The 16,651-nt window shown below is 71.9% G+C and carries 15 protein-coding genes; 9 read left to right on the top strand and 6 right to left on the bottom strand.

Annotated elements, in window-relative coordinates; translation table 11 throughout:
* From cbiQ to ACFV9D_RS11245, 4 genes are all read left to right on the top strand, one after another.
* Window positions 1-750 carry a cobalt ECF transporter T component CbiQ gene (cbiQ, locus tag ACFV9D_RS11260; protein WP_385144082.1) on the top strand — a complete coding sequence of 250 codons (750 nt, stop codon included), beginning with the start codon at window positions 1-3 and terminating at the stop codon, window positions 748-750.
* Window positions 747-1,595, top strand: a complete 849-nt coding sequence (locus ACFV9D_RS11255; protein ID WP_385144080.1) for an energy-coupling factor ABC transporter ATP-binding protein — start codon at window positions 747-749, stop codon at window positions 1,593-1,595. Before cbiQ ends, ACFV9D_RS11255 begins: the two co-directional genes overlap by 4 nt.
* A gap of 180 nt (window positions 1,596-1,775) precedes the next feature.
* The gene (locus ACFV9D_RS11250) at window positions 1,776-3,791 is read left to right on the top strand and encodes an FAD-dependent oxidoreductase (RefSeq protein WP_385144078.1); all 2,016 of its coding nucleotides are present in this window, start codon (window positions 1,776-1,778) and stop codon (window positions 3,789-3,791) included.
* Between the two features lie 32 nt (window positions 3,792-3,823).
* Entirely contained in the window at window positions 3,824-4,357 is a 534-nt protein-coding gene (locus tag ACFV9D_RS11245) for a PadR family transcriptional regulator (RefSeq protein ID WP_385144076.1), read from the top strand.
* A 69-nt stretch (window positions 4,358-4,426) separates the two neighbouring features.
* Here the strand turns inward: ACFV9D_RS11245 and ACFV9D_RS11240 are convergent, their stop codons facing one another.
* Both ACFV9D_RS11240 and ACFV9D_RS11235 read right to left on the bottom strand, forming a co-directional pair.
* Window positions 4,427-4,918 (bottom strand): DUF1269 domain-containing protein, encoded by a 492-nt coding sequence (locus ACFV9D_RS11240; RefSeq protein WP_385144074.1) that lies wholly within the window; start codon window positions 4,916-4,918, stop codon window positions 4,427-4,429.
* Between the two features lie 63 nt (window positions 4,919-4,981).
* Complete coding sequence (locus tag ACFV9D_RS11235) at window positions 4,982-6,076, bottom strand: chemotaxis protein (RefSeq protein ID WP_385144072.1); 1,095 nt, start codon at window positions 6,074-6,076, stop codon at window positions 4,982-4,984.
* Window positions 6,077-6,329: 253 nt separating this feature from the next.
* Between ACFV9D_RS11235 and rpmF the strand changes: the two genes are divergently transcribed.
* Together rpmF and ACFV9D_RS11225 are read left to right on the top strand one after the other, a co-directional pair.
* A complete protein-coding gene (gene rpmF, locus ACFV9D_RS11230; protein WP_137991083.1) occupies window positions 6,330-6,500 on the top strand; it encodes a 50S ribosomal protein L32 in 171 nt (56 codons plus the stop codon).
* A gap of 5 nt (window positions 6,501-6,505) precedes the next feature.
* Window positions 6,506-7,735, top strand: a complete 1,230-nt coding sequence (locus ACFV9D_RS11225; protein ID WP_385144070.1) for a GTP-binding protein — start codon at window positions 6,506-6,508, stop codon at window positions 7,733-7,735.
* A 1-nt stretch (window position 7,736) separates the two neighbouring features.
* Here the strand turns inward: ACFV9D_RS11225 and ACFV9D_RS11220 are convergent, their stop codons facing one another.
* The gene (locus ACFV9D_RS11220) at window positions 7,737-9,629 is read right to left on the bottom strand and encodes a heavy metal translocating P-type ATPase (protein WP_385144068.1); all 1,893 of its coding nucleotides are present in this window, start codon (window positions 9,627-9,629) and stop codon (window positions 7,737-7,739) included.
* A gap of 108 nt (window positions 9,630-9,737) precedes the next feature.
* Between ACFV9D_RS11220 and ACFV9D_RS11215 the strand changes: the two genes are divergently transcribed.
* Together ACFV9D_RS11215 and ACFV9D_RS11210 are read left to right on the top strand one after the other, a co-directional pair.
* The gene (locus ACFV9D_RS11215; RefSeq protein ID WP_385144066.1) at window positions 9,738-10,115 is read left to right on the top strand and encodes an ArsR/SmtB family transcription factor; all 378 of its coding nucleotides are present in this window, start codon (window positions 9,738-9,740) and stop codon (window positions 10,113-10,115) included.
* Between the two features lie 24 nt (window positions 10,116-10,139).
* Complete coding sequence (locus tag ACFV9D_RS11210) at window positions 10,140-11,537, top strand: FAD-dependent oxidoreductase (RefSeq protein ID WP_385144064.1); 1,398 nt, start codon at window positions 10,140-10,142, stop codon at window positions 11,535-11,537.
* A gap of 41 nt (window positions 11,538-11,578) precedes the next feature.
* On the opposite strand, the gene ACFV9D_RS11205 is transcribed toward ACFV9D_RS11210, so the two are convergent.
* Window positions 11,579-12,919 carry a DUF2252 domain-containing protein gene (locus tag ACFV9D_RS11205; protein ID WP_385144062.1) on the bottom strand — a complete coding sequence of 447 codons (1,341 nt, stop codon included), beginning with the start codon at window positions 12,917-12,919 and terminating at the stop codon, window positions 11,579-11,581.
* Between the two features lie 197 nt (window positions 12,920-13,116).
* On the opposite strand from ACFV9D_RS11205, the gene ACFV9D_RS11200 reads away from it, so the two are divergent.
* Entirely contained in the window at window positions 13,117-13,869 is a 753-nt protein-coding gene (locus ACFV9D_RS11200; RefSeq protein WP_385144060.1) for a GntR family transcriptional regulator, read from the top strand.
* A 42-nt stretch (window positions 13,870-13,911) separates the two neighbouring features.
* Here the strand turns inward: ACFV9D_RS11200 and ACFV9D_RS11195 are convergent, their stop codons facing one another.
* Both ACFV9D_RS11195 and ACFV9D_RS11190 read right to left on the bottom strand, forming a co-directional pair.
* On the bottom strand, window positions 13,912-15,441 hold the full coding sequence (locus ACFV9D_RS11195; RefSeq protein ID WP_385144058.1) for an amino acid permease: 1,530 nt from the start codon (window positions 15,439-15,441) through the stop codon (window positions 13,912-13,914).
* 95 nt (window positions 15,442-15,536) lie between these two features.
* Window positions 15,537-16,514, bottom strand: a complete 978-nt coding sequence (locus ACFV9D_RS11190; RefSeq protein ID WP_385144056.1) for a hypothetical protein — start codon at window positions 16,512-16,514, stop codon at window positions 15,537-15,539.
* Window positions 16,515-16,651: the final 137 nt, after the last annotated feature.

Below are 16,651 nucleotides of genomic sequence, written 5' to 3'. Positions count from 1 at the left end.
GTGCTGCCGATCGACGCGGCGGCGCACAGCAGTCGCTGGCGCCGCCGTCACCCGTGCGAGAAAGCAGTGCTCGGTTTCGGCCTGACGCTCTGCGCGGTCTGTCTGCCGCCGTGGCCCGGGGCCGTTCTCGTCGCGGCGGCCACCCTGGCCGTCCTCCTCGGTCCGGCCGGTGTGCCGGGGCGTCAGCTGTGGCGCGCGTTCCGCATTCCCCTGGGCTTCTGCGTGACGGGGGCGATCCCCCTGCTGTTCGAGGTCGGCGGGGCGCGGGGTCTTGTCGCCCTCGCGCCGGACGGCCCGGTCCACGCGGGCGAGTTGCTGCTGCGGACCTCGGCCGCGTCCCTGGGCGTGCTGCTGTTCGCGTTCACCACGCCCGTCTCGGACGTGCTGCCGCGGCTGGTACGGGCGGGGGTGCCGGCGCCCGTGGTGGACGTCGCCCTGGTGATGTACCGGATCAGCTTCCTGCTGCTGGACGCGATCTCCAAGATCCGGCAGGCGCAGGCGGCCCGGCTCGGGCTGACCACCCGGGCGGCGACCTGGCGCTCGCTCGCCGGGCTCGGGGCGACGGCGTTCGTCCGCGCCTTCGACCGGGCGCAGCGCCTGCAGACCGGGCTCGCCGGGCGGGGGTACGACGGGACGCTGCGGGTCCTGGTGCCCCAGGCCGCGGTCTCGGGTCGCTTCCTCGCCTCGACGGCCGGCCTGCTCGCCGGTCTCGTCGCCCTCACCCTCGTACTGGAAAGGTCCCTGCCGTGAGCCCTGAGCCACCTGTCGTGGAACTGGTGAAGGCCACCTTCGCCTACGAGGACGGGCCGGTCGTCCTCGACGGCATCGACTTCGCCGTGCCGGAGGGCCGGGCGATGGCTCTCCTCGGCCGCAACGGCGGCGGCAAGACGACGATGCTGCGGCTGCTGAGCGGGGGCCTGCGCTGCGGCAGTGGCGCGCTCCGGCTGGACGGCGAGGACGTGTCGTACGACCGGAAGGGGCTGACCCGGCTGCGGACGACCGTGCAGCTGGTCGTCCAGGACCCGGACGACCAGCTCTTCGCGGCCTCGGTGGGCCAGGACGTGTCGTTCGGGCCCATGAATCTGGGGCTGCCGGAGGAGGAGGTACGACTGCGGGTGCGCGAGGCGCTGGAGGCGCTGGACATCGTGGCCCTGGAGGACCGGCCGACCCATCTGCTCTCGTACGGGCAGCGGAAGCGGGCGGCGATCGCGGGCGCCGTGGCGATGCGGCCCCGGGTCCTGATCATGGACGAGCCGACGGCCGGGCTCGATCCGCACGGGCAGGAGCGGCTGCTCGAGGTGCTGGGGCGGCTGCGGGAGTCCGGCACGACGGTGGTGATGGCGACGCACGACGTCGATCTGGCGCTGCGCTGGGCGGACGAGGCCGCGGTCCTGTCACCCGAGGGGTTGCGGACAGGCCCGATCGAGGAGCTGCTCGCCGACGACTCGCTGCTCGCGTCCGCGCGGCTGCGCCGCCCGTGGGGCATGGCGGTGACGCGGCTGCTGCGTGCGCACGGCCTGCTCGCCGCGGACGCGGAGGGTCCCCGCACGGCGGAGGACCTGGACGGCTGGGTCGCGGCACCCCGCGGCGCGTAACCCCAGCCGGACCACACCCCCGACGGCCCCCTGGCGGAGAACCCGCCAGGGGGCCGTGGCGCGTCGTGGAGCGTCGCAACGTCGCGCAGATCACCCTCCCACCCTTATGCAACTTGTTGCACAAGCATGCTCGGGTCGTCTACAACAGTCATGACGACACTGCGCGAGGAGGCGCCCCCCATGACCCCGTACCCGCACCTGCTGAGCCCGCTCGACCTCGGGTTCACCACCCTGCCCAACCGGGTGCTCATGGGTTCCATGCACGTCGGCCTCGAAGAGACCGAGAACGGCTTCGAGCGCATGGCGGCGTTCTACGCCGAGCGCGCCCGCGGCGGCGTCGGGCTGATCGTGACCGGCGGTATCGCCCCGAACGAGGCCGGCCGGCCCTGGGACGGCGGCGCCAAGCTGACCACCGACGAGGAGGTGGCCGAGCACCGGCTCATCACCGACGCCGTGCACGGCGAGGGTGGGCGGATCGCGATGCAGATCCTGCACTTCGGGCGGTACGCCTATCACCCCGCGCTCGTCGCGCCGAGTGCGATCCAGGCGCCGATCAGCCCCTTCGTCCCCAACGAGCTCACCGACGCCGAGGTCGAGCAGACGGTCGAGGACTACGCCCGCTGCGCCGAGCTCGCCAAGGCCGCCGGATACGACGGCGTGGAGGTCATGGGCTCCGAGGGTTACCTCATCAACGAGTTCATCGCGGCCGCCACCAACCACCGCACCGACCGCTGGGGCGGCAGCTACGAGAACCGGGTCCGCTTCCCGCTGGAGATCGTCCGCCGCATCCGTGAGCGGGTCGGCGAGGACTTCATCGTCGTCTACCGCCTCTCGATGCTGGACCTCGTGCCGGGCGGGTCCACGCTGGAGGAGGTCGTCGCCCTCGCCAAGGAGATCGAGGCCGCCGGCGTGACCATCATCAACACCGGCATCGGCTGGCACGAGGCCCGTATCCCCACCATCGCGACCTCCGTGCCGCGCGGCGCGTACACCTGGGTCACCAAGAAGCTGATGGGCGCGGTGAGCATCCCCCTTGTCACCAGCAACCGCATCAACACTCCCGAGGTCGCCGAGCAGATCCTCGCCGAGGGCCGCGCCGACATCGTCTCCATGGCCCGCCCGTTCCTGGCCGACCCGGAGTTCGTCGCCAAGGCCGCCGCGGACCGCGCCGACACCATCAACACCTGCATCGGCTGCAACCAGGCCTGCCTGGACCACACCTTCAGCCTGAAGATCACCTCCTGCCTGGTGAACCCGCGCGCCTGCCACGAGACCGAACTGGTCCTCTCCCCCACCCGTCTCACCAAGCGGATCGCCGTCGTCGGCGCGGGCCCGGCCGGACTCGCCTTCTCCGTCTCCGCCGCCGAACGCGGCCACGCCGTCACCCTGTTCGACGCCGCGGGCGAGATCGGCGGCCAGCTGAACATCGCCAAGCGGGTGCCGGGCAAGGAGGAGTTCAACGAGACCCTGCGGTACTTCCGCACCCAGCTCGACGCCCGTGGCGTGGACGTCCGGCTGAACACCACCGCCACCACCGAGCTGCTCGCGGAGTACGACGAGGTGGTCGTCGCCACCGGCGTCACCCCGCGGACCCCCGAGATCGAGGGCATCGACCACCCCAGCGTCGTCAGCTACCTCGACGTCCTGCGCGACGGCGCACCGGTCGGCGAGCGGGTCGCGATCATCGGGGCCGGCGGCATCGGCTTCGACGTCGCCGAGTTCCTCACCGACGGCGGCGAGGGCGCGAGCCAGGACGCCGAGACCTACTTCCGTCAGTGGGGTGTCGACACCTCGTACGAGACGCGCGGCGGACTGCGCACGCCCGAGCGCCCCAAGCCCCCGCGCCAGGTCCACCTGCTCCAGCGCAAGACCACCAAGGTCGGCGCCGGCCTCGGCAAGACCACCGGCTGGATCCACCGCGCCGAGATGAAGCACCGGGGCGTCACGATGGTGGCGGGAGCCTCGTACGAGCGGATCGACGACGAGGGCCTGCACATCACCCTCGACGGCGAGCCGCAGACCGTCCCCGTCGACACGATCGTCCTGTGCACCGGCCAGGAGCCGCGCCGCGGCCTGTACGAGGAGTTGATCGCCGCAGGCCGCTCCGCGCACCTGATCGGCGGCGCCGACGTGGCTGCCGAGCTGGACGCCAAGCGCGCCATCGACCAGGGCACGCGCCTGGCGGCCACCCTGTGATCGTTCCGGCGCCCCGAACCTAGGATGCGTGCATGTCCCTCCCGCACGCGATCCTGACCGCGCTGCTCGAGAAGCCGTCCTCCGGGCTCGAGCTGACGCGCCGTTTCGACAAGTCGATCGGCTACTTCTGGTCGGCCACGCATCAGCAGATCTACCGCGAGCTGGGCAAGCTGGAGCAGGCGGGGCACATCCGTGCCCTGCCCGCTCCCGTGCCGGCGCGCGGGCAGAAGAAGGAGTACGAGGTCCTGCCCGCGGGCCGCGCCGAGCTGAGCGAGTGGGTGGCGCGGAGCGAGGACCCCAAGCCGATGCGGGCGGCGCTGCTGCTGCGGATGCGGGCGGCCGCGGTCGTCGGGGCGCCGGGGATGCGGGAGGAGCTGGAGCGCCATCTCGACCTGCACCGGCGGCAGTTGGAGGAATATCTGGCGATCGAGGTACGGGACTTCCCGCCGGCCCGCCGGGAGAGCGAGCCGGACCGACTGCGCCATCTGGTTCTGCGCGGCGGGATCGATCTGGAGCGGTTCTGGGTGGAGTGGCTGACACACGCGCTGACCGAGCTGGAGCGTTGACGGGCCGAGCTGAGGCGCCCCGGTGCTTCGGCTGGCTACCAGAGCTGACGCCCCGCCCCCCAGGGGGCTCTACTCCGTGCCGGCGAGCTGCTCCACGAGCTCCTTCTCGTCCTGCTCCGTGAGCGAGGTCTTCAGGACCGTCCCGCCGTGGGACTGCATCGCGGCGGCGAACTTGTCCTCGGTCATCTTCGTGGCCATGATCACCACGGCGGCGGAACCGGGCGTGAGAAGGGACTGGACCTTCTCCCGGAAGCCCTTGTCCACGCCCATCTGGCTCAGCTTGCCGATCAGTCCCCCGACTGCGGCGCCCACCAGACCGAGCCCAGGGGTGAGCACGAGGATTCCGAGGAACAAGCCCCAGAGGGCCCCCGCCGTGGCCGAGACGGCCGTCTTCTCGCTCTTCTTGGGCGTGTCGACATGCGTCTCACCCTCCGCGTCCACGGAGACGACGGCGAGGCCGGCGAGTTCGACCACATGGGACTTCTCCAGCTCCTGGACCGCCTTGAAGGCCTTGTTCGCGACGGCGCGGTCTTCATAGCCGATGACAATGAGTTCCGACATCTGTTCCTCCGTGGTGATGCGCGAGTGCGCTGCGGGGACGGCGTCTTCTGTGGAGGGCGCGGCTCAGTAGCGCAGGACGCCGGCGATCCGGCCCGCGTCGGACAGCGTGTCGTCGGGGACGAAGCGCACTTCCGCTCCGGTCTCCAGGGCCTGTTCGACGATCTCGTCCACGATGTCGTCGCGCGCGTCGAGGTCGGTGGCCTCGGCCGGTTCCAGATGGTCCCCGTAGTCGCGGACGATCGCCCGGAAGTGCTCCTCCACGGCCAGGAGCCGGATCCGGCCGTCCTTCGCGGCCTGCGAGACCTCGTCGAGACCGCCGGCGAACTCGCGTCGGCCCTGTGCCGCGTCCAGTTCGGAGACGATCGCCGCCTTCTCCGCCTCGACCTTGTCCGTACGCAGCGGTTCGAGGGCCTGCCACACCTGTGCGGCCGGACCGGCGGCGAGGCCGCCGCGCTGGACCTTCGTCGTGTCCTTGCCCAGCGGGCCGATCTCCTCCAGGAGGGAGAGCGCGGCGGCCTCACCGATCACATACAGCGGGCGAGGGGAGGAACTGAGCACGACGCGCGCCGCCTCGTGCGCCTGGCGCATGAACTGGCGGGTCTGCTCGTCGCGGAAGGTGCTCGGCAGGTCGCCGATGCGCTCCTTGCGCTCCGCGTCCGGGTCCTCCAGGCTCCGCGACAGCGGAAAGCCGTCCCCGGTGTGCTCGGTGACCTGCTCCGCGTCGCCGCTCCACAGCGAGACGCGGTCGGCCGCCACGGCGAGGGCCCAGAAGGGCTGCTCGGCCGCCTGGGCCGCGACGAGGTTGCGGGTGAGGAAGGTGTCGGCGATGACCACGCGCTCCGGTACCGAGCGGGCCACGGACCAGACCTGATGCTCTCCGGGTGCCGCATAGATCACGAGGCCGTCCTCGGAATGGACGAGATCCACCTCCTTGAGGGCCTGCTCCAACTGGCTCAGTACGTCCGTACGCCGCTCACGGGTCACCGCCGGGTCCGCCTCGAGCAGCTCCCCGGCCTGGGCCAGGAGATTGCGGAGCCGGACGGGATCCTGGGTGTTGTCGGGCTCTCTGCGGTGTGTCGGCATGAGCAGGGACACGGCCGGATAGGGACGGGGCTGACGCAGTTTCGCAAGCACGTCGGTGCTGAGCGCGGGATGCATGGAAGCCGACCTTTCGGGGTGCTTGAGCATGACGTCGTGGCAGGTCAGGGCCGCGATGTCGGGCGCCTGGGCGCCGCATCGACGCGCGCCCGGGCCGCGCGGAAGTCCGGGACTCCTCCGTCCGGCCATCGTCGCCCGGAGTGTCATCGACCGCGAGCCGAGCACTTCTATCCGGGGAGGGGCCGCTTTTGTTAATGAGAACCATTTCCATGTAGCGTGACCGCCACGTCCCGACGATGGAGGTCCGATTCCCATGGCCGTACCCAAGCGGAAGATGTCCCGCTCCAACACCCGCCACCGCCGTGCCCAGTGGAAGGCGACCACGCCCCAGCTGGTCCCGATCACGGTCGACGGAGTCGTCTACCGGGTGCCGCAGCGCCTGGCCAAGGCGTACGAGCGCGGCCTGCTGCGCCCGGAGGGCTGAGCGCGATGACGGACACGGCGACGCCCGTCGAGGCCGGCGACTCCCGCCTCCCGGTCACCGTCCTCTCCGGCTTCCTCGGTGCGGGCAAGACGACGCTCCTCAACCACGTCCTGACCAACCGGGACGGCCTGCGCGTCGCCGTGATCGTCAACGACATGAGCGAGATCAACATCGACGCCGCGCTGGTCCGCGGCGGGGACGCGGCGCTCTCCCGCACCGAGGAACGTCTCGTCGAGATGACCAACGGGTGCATCTGCTGCACCCTCCGCGACGACCTGCTCGAAGAGGTCGACCGGTTGGCCCGTGAGGGCCGCTTCGACCATCTCCTCATCGAGTCCAGCGGCATCTCGGAGCCGATGCCCGTCGCCGCCACCTTCGCCTTCCCGCGCGACGACGGCGCCACGCTCGGCGATCTCGCCCGGCTCGACACGATGGTCACCGTGGTCGACGCGGCGAACTTCCTGCCCGAGCTCCAGGGCGGTGACGCTCTCACCGAGCGCGAGCTCGCGCCGTACGAGGACGACGAGCGCACGGTCAGCGATCTCCTGATGGACCAGATCGAGTTCGCGGACGTCATCGTCGTGAACAAGCTGGACCTCGTCCCGGCGGCCGAAGCCGACCGGCTGCGGGCCGCGCTGACCCGGCTCAACCCGGCCGCGCGGATCGTCTCCGCCACGCACGGTCGGCTGCGTCCCGCCGAGATCCTCGGCACCGGACTCTTCGACCTGGAGCGCGCCCAGCAGGCGCCCGGCTGGGTCATGGAGCTCAACGGCGACCACATCCCGGAGACCGAGGAGTACGGCATCTCCTCGACGGTCTTCCGCGCCGAACGTGCCTTCCACCCCGGGCGGTTGTGGTCATTCGTGACCGAGGGGATGGACAGCGGGGCGTACGGCCGGGTCCTGCGCTCCAAGGGCTTCTTCCGGCTCGCCGGCCGCGAACGGGTGACCGGGCTGTGGTCGCAGGCGGGCGCGGTGGCCCGGTTCGAGCCCTCGGGCGTCGTGGACGACCGGCCCGAAGGCCCCTCCCACGCACAGGAGTTGGTGTTCATCGGTACGGATCTCACGGTGGACGCGCTCCACGCCGCGCTCGACCGGTGTCTGGTCGAGGACGGGGAGACGGGTCCGTGGGACGACCCGTTCCCCGAGTGGGCCGTGCACGGCCTCGACGACGTCTGCGAGCACGAGCACGCCTCCGTCCCGGAGCACGCCTCCGTCCCGGCCGCGACCGCCTGACTCACTCCCCTGCCGTCGCCTTCCGCCAGGCCGCGTCGCGCAGCAGCCGCAGCCCGTTCAGCCCGACCAGGACCGTGGAGCCCTCGTGGCCGGCCACGCCGAGCGGCAGCGGGAGGTGGCCGGCGAGGTCCCAGATCACCAGGGCCCCGATGCAGGTGCCCGCGATCACCAGGTTCTGCACGACCAGGCGGCGGGCCCGGCGCGAGAGGGCCACGACCGCGGGGACCGTCGCCAGTTCGTCGCGCACGACGACCGCGTCGGCGGTCTCCAAGGCGAGGTCGGAGCCGGCCCGCCCCATGGCGATGCCGCTGTGGGCGGCTGCCAGGGCGGGGGCGTCGTTGACGCCGTCGCCGACCACGAGGACCTTCGAGCCGGCCTGCTCCCACTCCCGTACGGCGGCGACCTTGTCCTGCGGCAGCAGCCCCGCCCGTACGTCGGTGATACCGGTCTGCTCCGCGATCCGGGCCGCCGCGCCGGCGTTGTCGCCGGTCAGCAGAGTGGGGGTGGTGCCGGTGAGTCGGGTGAGCGCGGCCACCGCCTCGGGCGCGCCGTCGCGGAGCCGGTCGGCGAATTCGAGGACGGCGACCCGTGCGCCGTCGACGATGACCTCGACGGTGGTGTCGGCGTGGTCGCCGTCCGCACGCCGGACGCGTACCTCCCGGCCCTCGACCACGGCCCGTACGCCCTCGCCGGGCACCGAGACGAAGTCGCTCGCTTCGGGGATCGTCAGTCCGCGGGCGCGGGCGGCGGCCACCACGGCGCGGGCCAGGGGGTGTTCACTGGGCAGTTCGGCCGCGGCGGCGAGGGCGAGCGCCGCCGGGTCCCCCTCGACGCGGGTCACGCGCGGCGCGCCCTCGGTCAGGGTGCCGGTCTTGTCGAGCGCGACCCGGTCGACGGCGCCCAGACGCTCCATCACGACGGCGGACTTGACCAGGACGCCGTGGCGTCCGGCGGTGGCGATCGCGGAGAGCAGTGGCGGCATGGTGGCGAGGACGACCGCGCAGGGCGAGGCCACGATCATGAAGGTCATGGCGCGCAGCAGCGTGCTGGTGACGTCGGCGCCGAACGCGAGCGGGATCGCGAAGAGCGCCAGGGTGGCGACGACGACGCCGACGGAGTAGCGCTGTTCGACCTTCTCGATGAAGAGCTGGGTGGGCGCCTTGGTGGCACTGGCCTCCTCGACGAGGGCGACGATCCGGGCGATGACGGAGTCGGCCGCGTCCTTGCCCACCCGGACGCGCAGGGCGCCCGTTCCGTTGAGGGTGCCGGCGAAGACCTCGTCACCGGGCGCCTTGGCCGCGGGCAGGGACTCCCCGGTGATGGTCGCCTGGTCGACGTCGCTCGCGCCGTCGAGGACGGTGCCGTCGGCGGGCAGCCGCTCCCCCGGCCGTACGAGAACGGTGTCGCCGATCCGCAGGTCTGCCACGTCCACCGGTTCCTCGACCCGGCCCGTGAGGCGAACGGCCTTCGCCGGCGCGAGGTCGAGCAGTCCGCGTACGGAGTCGGCGGTGCGTCGGGTGGCGAGCGCCTCCAGGGCGCCGGAGACGGCGAAGATGACGATCAGCAGGCCGCCGTCGAGGTACTGGCCGATCGCGGCCGCGCCGATCGCGGCGACCACCATGAGCAGGTCGACGTCGAGGGACTTCTCACGGAGCGCCTGGAGCCCCGCCCAGCCGGGCTCCCAGCCGCCGGCGGCGTAGCAGACCGCGTAGAGCGGCCCCCAGGCCCACGCGGGGGCGCCGGCCAGGTCCAGTGGCAGGGCGAGGAGGAAGGCGAGGGCGGACAGCGCGGCCCAGCGGACCTCGGGCAGGGCGGACGCGCGGGTGCGGCGGACAGGCGGCGGGGCCTTGGCCGCGGGGGTCGCGGTCCGGGCCTCGAGCACCGGAGAAGCCATGGGTGGACACCTCTTCGATCGGGGACGGCGGGGTGGCAGGCCCCACCATAGCGGAATACATGAAGAGGTCTTCATTCATCAGCTTATCGCCGCCGCTACGATGAGCGCATGGGACACGGAGTGAACGGCAGGACGACCCCGGCAACCCACCTGGACGCGGAATCCGCGGCCACCATCGCCGCCACCCTCCAGGCCCTCGCCACGCCCTCGCGGCTGATGATCCTCACCAAGCTGCGCCAGGGTCCGTGCGGAGTGACCGAACTCGCCTCCGCCGTCGAGATGGAGCAGTCCGCCGTCTCCCACCAGCTGCGCCTGCTGCGCGCGCTGGGCCTCGTCACCGGGGTCCGGCAGGGGCGCCGGATCGAGTACAGCCTCTACGACAACCATGTCGCCCAACTCCTCGACGAAGCCGTCTACCACATCGAGCACCTGCGCCTCGGCGCACGCGACGTGCCCCGCGAGAGCGTGGATACTGGTCAGTCGTAGATCTATTACGGCGAAAGGGCGGGAATGGCCGACGAGTTGGGGCGCCGCGGGACACGTCACGCGGTGGTCATCGGGGGAAGTCTCGCGGGCCTGCTGGCGGCGCGGGTGCTCAGCGAACACGCGGAGAAGGTGACGGTCGTCGAGCGCGACCGCTTCCCCGAGGGGCCGGATGCCCGGCCCGGAGTGCCGCAGAGCCGCCACACGCATGTGCTCATCGAGGGCGGACAGCGAGCGCTGGACGAGCTGTTGCCCGGGTTCATGAAGGAACTCGGCGAGCTCGGCGCCCCTCGGGTGGGCATGCCCGAGGACATGGTGCAGTGGCAGAACGGACGGTGGTTCCGCCGGACGGCCGCCACGTCCACCCTCTCCACGGGCTCGCGCTCTCAGCTCGAATGGCTGGTACGCCGACGTGTGCTCGCCGATCCGCGGATCGAGACGATCGAAGGGGCCGAGACGGTCGGTCTGATCGGTGACTCCTCGCGGGTCCGCGGAGTGCTGCTGCGCGAGCGCGGCGCGGGCGCCTCCAAGGAGACCCGCTCCCTGGCGGCCGACCTGGTGGTGGACGCCTCCGGCCGTGGCACGGGCGCCCCCGACTGGCTGGCCGCGATCGGCGCCGAGGCTCCGCACGAGGAGACGATCGACACCGGGCTCGCCTACTCCACCCGCGTCTACCGGGGCCCACAGGACAGTACGTCGGACGAGTCGGACGCACTCGCGTACTACATCATCCCCAACCCCGAACAGGTCTACAGCGGTGGGGTGTTGCCGCTCGGCGGCGGCCGGTACATGGTCACGCTGTCCGGGCTGCGGGGTGACGCACCGCCCACGGACGAGGCGGCGTTCGAGGAGTACGCGCTGCGGCTGCCGCACCCGCTGATCGGCGAGTGGCTCGCGAAGGCCGAACCGGAGTCCTCCGTCTTCGGCTTCCGCAAGACCGCCAACATCCGTCGCCGGTACGACCGTCCGGGCCGCCGCCCGGCCGGCTTCCTCGCGACCGGCGACGCGCTGTGCGCCTTCAACCCGATCTACGGCCAGGGCATGGCGGTCGCCGCGATGAACGCTGTCGCCCTGCGCCGGGCACTGACCGATCCGAAGCGCGCGGCGACCACCCGGGCCGTGCAGAAGGCGCTGCTCGACTCCTCGAAGCAGGCGTGGGACATCTCCGCCGGCGCGGACAAGAAGATGCCGGGCGCCACCGGCAACGCGACGGCCTCGCGCGCGGTGGACAGGCCCGTGGGGTGGTATCTGAGCCGGCTCCAGCAGCGGTACGCGGGCGATCCGGTGGTGGGAGCGGCGTTCCGATCCGTCCTGACCCTGACGGCTCCGATGACGGCGCTGTTCGCGCCCGCCGTGGCCTGGGCGGTGCTCTTCGGTCCGGTCCGCGAGACTCCGGACCGGCCGCCGATGCGCCGCGAGGTCTGAGCACAGGGGCGGGGGCCGGTTCACCGCCCGGCCCCCGCTCGTCACACCCCCGGCGCCGCCGTGACGACGCCGGCGGCGATCGCCGCGCTCAGTGCCGCGTAGTCGTCGGCGTTCTGGCCCGCGTACCGGATCGCGAAGTCGGCGATCGACCGCTCGAAGACGTCCGAGGAGCCGAGGTACGCGGCGATGGCGATGCGGTCGCCGGAGCGGGCGTGGGCGCGGGCCAGGGCGCGGCCGCAGAGTCCCGCGTACGCGCGGAGCATCGCCGGGGACATCGTCTCCACCTCGGCCGAGCCCTTCATGTCGCGCAACTGGCGCCAGTAGAAGTGGCGTTTCTCGGGTCCGGTCATCCAGCCGAGGAAGATGTCGCTGGCGGCCTGGGTGAGGCGCTGTCCGCAGACGACCCGCTGCCCCTCGTGGGTGTACGCGCTCGGCGTCAGGTACGGCTCCAGGACCGAGCGGCCGGCCTCCTTGATCTGGAGGATCAACGGGTCGGTGTCGTCGCGGCCTTCGAGCAGGAGGACGAAGCAGCGGGTACCGACGCTGCCGACGCCGACGACCTTGCGGGCGGCGTCGACGAAGCGGAACCGGTCCAGGAGCAGCCGGCGCTCCTCGGAGAGCGAGCTGCGGTAGTCGCTGAAGATCTTGCCGAGGGTGACGCGGTCGACGTCCGTGGCGCGTTCGAGGAGCGGCGGGTCGTCGACGAAGTGGCGGCCACCGCTCTCGTCCTGCTCGGTGAGTTTGCCGAGCGCCTGGAGGCTGGTGCGGCGGCGGGCACGGGCGAGGCGGTTCTCGACCCGGGACCGGCGGTCGGGGCGGACGAGGGCCGTGATGTCGTCGGCGTCGATCCGCGCGTACCAGACGGCGAGCTCTCCGAGATCCGCGAGAGTCGCCATGGCGGTGCGGTACGCCTCGGCGGCGACGAGGGCCGCGCGGTGGGCCTTGGCATTGGTGGTGCCGTTCTGCAGGGCGGCCACGGCGACGCTGGCGGCGAGCCGCTTCACATCCCATTCGAAGGGGCCGGGCAGGGTCTCGTCGAAGTCGTTGACGTCGAAGAGAAGCGCCCGTTCGGGTGAAGCGTAGACGCCGAAATTGAGCAGATGGGCGTCGCCGCAGAGCTGGACGGTGAGGCCGGTGTGGCGCTGGGCGGCGAGGTCGGCGGCCATGACGGCGGCGGCGCCGCGCAGGAACGCGAAGGGCGAGACGACCATGCGGCCGTACCGGATGGGGACCAGTTCGGGCACCCGGTCGACGGCCTGCCGCTCCAGCACGGCCAGCGGGTCAGGGCGCTGCGAGGACGGTATCCAGCGGCCGTGCGAGGACCGCGGCACGATCTTGCGTGCCGCCCTGCCGGCCTCGACCCGCGCCGCCGGTGTCGTCATCCGGCCTCACCCGCCTCTTCCGCAGCTCCTACCGGTCGAGACTCATTACAAGGTCAGACGCTCCCGCGCGCACCCCGGGGCGGTCCGGGTTTCGGCCACTCCCCCCGAACCCCCTTCCTTAATGGTTTAGACCAATGATAGACATTGGTCACCCACACGGCCCAGACTGTCACGCTGAGCAAAGAGAGGGTTGGAACATGGCTGAGCCCGAACCCGAGCAGGCGGCGGTGGCCCCGCTCTACCTCAAGGTCGCCGCCGCGCTGCGGAGCGACCTCGCCGAACGGCAGATCTCCCCCGGCAGCCGCCTCCCGTCCGAGCGCTCCCTCGCGCACCGCTACCACGTGAACCGGCAGACCGTGCGCAGCGCGCTCCAACGGCTGCGCGAGGAACGGCTCGTCGTCACCGACCGCCGCGGCACCTTCGCCGCGGGCACCGAACACGAGGCACACGTGCCGGTTCTGACGGCACGACAGCACGCCTTTCCCGGAGGTACGGAGGCGACCGACGCCCTGGTCCGCGCCGCGCTCTCCTGGGAGGCGCCGCCGGCCGCGTCGGCAGGACGGCTCGCTCTCGTCCCGGGCGAACCCACGCTCGTCCACCGGCATGTCGTCCTCTCCCCCGGCGGCACACCCCTGCAGCGTTCGGTCTCCTGGTTCTCCCGGCCGGCGCTCGCCGAGATACCGCAGCTCGCCCGCTACCGGCGGGGCAGGAGCGCCATGCCCCAGCCCGATCTACGGCTGCTGTACCACTGGATGCACCAGGCGGGACTCCGGCTCACACGCCGGGAGTCGATCGCTGTGCCGCCGGCCTCCGCCACGGGGGTCGGGGACGGCACGGCCCGGCTGGTCGTCCACCGCGTGGTGAGCGACCAGCACGGCCACGCGCTGGAGATCACGGACATCGACTTCGCGGCGCACGGAGCCGCGTGGACCTACGAGTTCAGCGGCTGACGCCCCCTCACACGGTCCCTCACGCGGCACTCGCGCGAGCCGTCAGACGATCCCCTCGGCGATCTCCGCCTCCTCGCGGGCGCTTCCGTACGCCGAGGGAGTGCCGTACGAACGGCGTGCCACGTACCACCAGACACTGGCGAGCAGGAGGACGACGGCGAGGGCGATGACCGCGTAGTTCATGGAGTCGATGGTCACCGGGGACTTCTGGGGCAGACAGAACAGCACGGTGACGACGGCCACCCAGATCACGGCCGTCCAGCCGATCGGTGCGCTCCAGCGGCCCAGGTTCCACGGGCCCGGCGTGAACCGGTTGCCCGCTCGCAGCCGCAGATAGATGGGGATGGCGTAGGCCGGGGTGATGCCGATGACGTTGATGGCGGTGACCGCGCCGTAGGCCGTGGCGGAGTACAGCGACGGCACGGCGAGCAGCGCGGCGACACCGACCGCGAGCCAGACGGCCGGCACCGGGGTCTGCGTACGGCTGCTGACCTTGCGCCAGAGGGCCGAGCCGGGAAGGGCGTTGTCGCGGCTGAAGGCGAAGACCATCCGGCTGGCCGCGGCCACCTCGGCGTTGCCGCAGAAGAGCTGGGCCACGATCACCACCAGCAGCAGGGCGGTGGCGCCGCCGGAGCCGAGCGCGTCGAGCAGGATCTGGGCGGGCGGGACTCCGGTGGCGCTGTTCTGTGTGCCCGCGTAGTCCTGGATCGCGAAGGTCAGCCCGGCGAGCAGCGCGAAGCCGGCGATCCAGGAGACCCAGATGGCGCGGACGATGCCCTTGGCCGCGCTGACCGAGGCGTTGGAGGTCTCCTCCGAGAGATGGGCGGAGGCGTCGTAGCCGGAGAAGGTGTACTGGGCGAGGAGCAGGCCGACGGCGGCGACGTAGAAGGGGTTCGCCCAGCCCGTGTCGTTGACGAACTCGGTGAAGACGAACTCTGCGGACTGATGGCGGTCGGGGATGAATGCCAGGGCGCCGACGATCACGGCCACCCCGGTCAGATGCCACCAGACGCTGATGGAGTTGAGCACGCTGACCAGACGCACGCCGAAGAGATTGAGCACGGCGTGCAGCAGCAGGATCGCGAGGAAGATCAGGAACGTGGAGCTGGCCGTGGGCACGATGCCCCACTGGAGGTTGAGGAAGGCTCCGGTGAAGAGGGCGGCGCCGTAGTCGATGCCCGCGATCGCGCCGAGCAGACCGAGCAGATTGAGCCAGCCGGTGTACCAGCCCCAGCGTCGGCCGCCGAGCCGGTCGGCCATGTAGTAGAGGGCGCCTGAGGTGGGGTACGCGCTGGTGACCTCGGCCAGCGCGAGGCCGACGCACAGGACGAAGAGCCCGACTCCCGCCCAGCCCCACATCATGACGGCGGGGCCGCCGGTGCCGAGGCCGAAGCCGTAGAGCGTCATGCAACCGGACAGGACGGAGATGACGGAGAAGCTGATGGCGAAGTTGCCGAAGCCGCCCATGCGGCGGGCGAGGACGGGCTGGTAGCCGAGCTCTCTGAGCCTGGCCTCCTCGTCCTGCGCGGCCGCGGGCCTGCGTATCTCGTCGGCGGGGACGGTGCGGGACATGCCGTTACCTCCGGGGAAGGGGTGAGCGGGGGCTGGGGCGCGCCGGGGGCGGTGATGGTGACGGGATCACGGGTCCGGGCGTGGCGGTGACGGGATCACGGATCGAGGCAGCGGGCGCGGGCTCGTACGAAGACCTCTTCGGCGAGCGCCCGGTCGTCGGGCCGGGCCGTGCGGTACGCCCAGGGCTGGACCGTCCAGTACGGCCCGAGGGCCTCGAAGACGCGGGCCGCGTCGGCGAAACGGAGGGCGCCGTAGAGGGCGTGCGCGAGATGGTTGAGGTCGAGGAGCGATGCCTCGGCGGTGGCGCAGAAGAGGAACCAGGTGTCCAGGGCGCGGCGGGCGTCACGAATGGCGTCCTCGGCGACCCAGTGCAGGTCGAGGGCGTGCTCCTGGCCGCGCTCGCGCCGGTAGCGCTCGACCCGGACGTAGAGCGGGAGGGCGTGCAGGGCGGAACCGGAGGGGGCCGAACCAGCCGCCCACTGGGCGTAGTTGACCGCCTCGGAGAGCGGTCCGGACTGGCGCCCGTTGAAGAACTGCAGCATCCGGTGGTGGGCCTCGCGGTTGTGCGGGTCGCGCTTCTCTGCCTCGGCGAGGAGGCCCCAGGGGCCGGGCGGCAGCATGGGCGCGGGCGGGCGGAGCCGGTGCTCCTCCATGCGCTGGTGTTCGTCGAGCGCGGCGAGGGCGAGCAGGCAGACCCAGGGGACGGGGTCGTCGGGCGCCTGTGCGGCGGTGTCGCGGCAGGCGGTCCACGCCTCCTGCCAGAGTGCGCGGGTGCGGGGGTGGCCGCCGCGGTGGGCGCGTACGGCCCGCTCCACGGCGACCCGGGTGTGCATCACGGTCGCGGGGACGCTGTCCGGCTGTTCGGCCCGCCAGGTCCTGACGACGTCGGTGCCTGCGGCGACGGCGGCGAGCACCTGGGTTCGGCGGGTCCAGGCGTCCCAGCCGGGCGTCTCGTCGAGTAATCGGGCCATCGACACCCAGCGGCCGGTCCGCAGGTCCTGGACGGCGTGGCGCAGGGCGTGGTCGTGGCCCGCCGGATGGTAGACGGGCCGGAATCCGTGTCCTGCCCTCACGGAGCGGGGCGTGCGGTGGGAGACATGGGTCCTCGGTGGGTGGAGGGGGGTGGTCAGTCCCCCGGTGGGCATCCCGGCCGTTGATCGGCGATCACTATAGAGGCGTCTGGACGAGACCGATCCACTTTGGCTTCTGA

Origin of the sequence: Streptomyces sp. NPDC059875, assembly GCF_042731085.1 — a bacterium.
Classification (GTDB): domain Bacteria; phylum Actinomycetota; class Actinomycetes; order Streptomycetales; family Streptomycetaceae; genus Streptomyces.
This window is presented reverse-complemented; position numbering and strand designations above follow the sequence as displayed.